The organism is Pseudonocardia xishanensis, assembly GCF_039541715.1.
In the GTDB taxonomy this organism is placed as follows: Bacteria; Actinomycetota; Actinomycetes; order Mycobacteriales; family Pseudonocardiaceae; genus Pseudonocardia; species Pseudonocardia xishanensis.
The window spans coordinates 1-1,616 of record NZ_BAABGT010000129.1; the positions used below are offsets into that span (position 1 = coordinate 1).

Genomic DNA, 1,616 nt, shown 5'->3' on the forward strand with positions numbered 1-1,616 from the left:
GACCTGCGATGATCGTGTTTGCGACGACACGGTCATCAAGGTCGAGAGGACACCTATCGGGTGCGAAGACTACGCAAGCCACGGGGACGGCGGGCGCGGGTGCGGGTCGGCGCGCCGGACGAGTCGCTGACCAGGTGTTCTGGGTTGGCCGCGGTGACCGAACTGGTCGAGCGGCTCGGGCTGATCGAGCGGCTCGACGCCGCGGTCGGGCCGATCAAGGCCCGGGAGCGCGGGTTGTCCGCCGGGCAGGTGCTGGTGGGCATGGCGGCGGCGCAGCTGTGCGGGGAAGACTTCCTGGTCGGGCTGGACCGCCACCGCGCCGACCGAGCGGGACAGGCGTTGACCCCGGTGCCGGGGCTGGCGTCCACGACCGCGGCCGGCCTGGCCCGACGGTTCACCGACGGGCAGTGGGCGGCGGTGGAGACCGGGCTCGGTGACGTGCATCGCGCCGCGCTCGACCTGCTCGAACCGTTGGACCCGGACAGCGGGCACGCGCTGGCCACGGACGTGACGATCGACATGGACGCCACCGACGTCGAGGTCTACGGCCGACTCAAGCAGGGGGTGGCGTTCAACCACCAGGGCCAGCGGGTCGGGCGCCCGCATGTCGCGACCTGGGCCGACACCGCCACCGTGCTCGCGGCCGACCTCGGTAGCGGTCGGGACGACCCGCGGGCGACCGCGCCGGAGTTGCTGGGCCGTGCGCTGGCCGCGCTGCCCGCCCCGGCGCGGGCCGGGCGGATCCGGCTGCGCGCCGACGCGGGCTACTTCGCCGGCCAACTCGCCCGCGCCGCGCTGTTCGCCGAGGTGGAGTTCGCTATCGGCGCCCGGCGGACCGCGCCGTTGTGGCGGCTGCTCGACAGCGTCGCGGCCGAGGGCTGGACCGACGCGGTCGACATGACCGGCGCGCAGGTCGCCGTCACCGGCTACTGCCCGAACTGGTGGCCCGCGGACACCCGGCTGCTGATCCGCCGGGTCCGGCTCGACCTGGATCGCGGCCAGGTCTCCGGTGATCCCCGGGCGCGGCGACGCCGGACGTTGCATCCCGAACAGCGAGCGCTGCCCCTCGCCGAGCTCGCCTCGGCCGACGCGGTGTTCGCCTACTCGTTCATCGTGACCAACATCGACGTCTCCACCAGCGACAAGGCCGTGCAGGTGGAACACTGGTACCGCCACCGCACCCAGGTGGAGAACCTGTTCCGCGACACCAAACACGGCACCGCGCTGCGCCACCTCCCGTCCGGGCACCAGGCGGTGAATCGAGCCTGGATGTGGGGCGCGCTACTTGCCGCCACCCTGACCGGCTGGCTACACCACCTCACCGCCACCCGCCGAGACGGGCGGCCGGTCGGGCACGGCGTCCGCGGCGGCCAAGCCATGATCACCACACTGCGGCGCAGGCTGATCGCCGTCCCGGCCCGCATGGTCCGCCACGCCCGCGGTCTCACCCTGCGCCTGCCGCCCGGTGACCAACTGCTCGCCGAGGTCCTCGCCCGTCTCCGCACCCTCCCACACGTCTCCTGACCAGGCCGTACCCGGCCCCGACCAGCACCGGAACCCGCACACCCGAGGCGAGACTCGGGCCAACTCCCTGCCCGTCATCGTGCACGCGACCC

General features: G+C 73.6%; 1 protein-coding gene. It reads left to right on the top strand.

Translation table 11 applies throughout. The features are described from left to right. The first annotated feature begins 60 nt into the window (after window positions 1-60). Window positions 61-1,524: an IS1380 family transposase gene (locus ABD993_RS36450; RefSeq protein WP_486362903.1), complete on the top strand. Its 1,464-nt coding sequence runs from the start codon at window positions 61-63 to the stop codon at window positions 1,522-1,524. The last annotated feature ends 92 nt before the right edge of the window (window positions 1,525-1,616 follow it).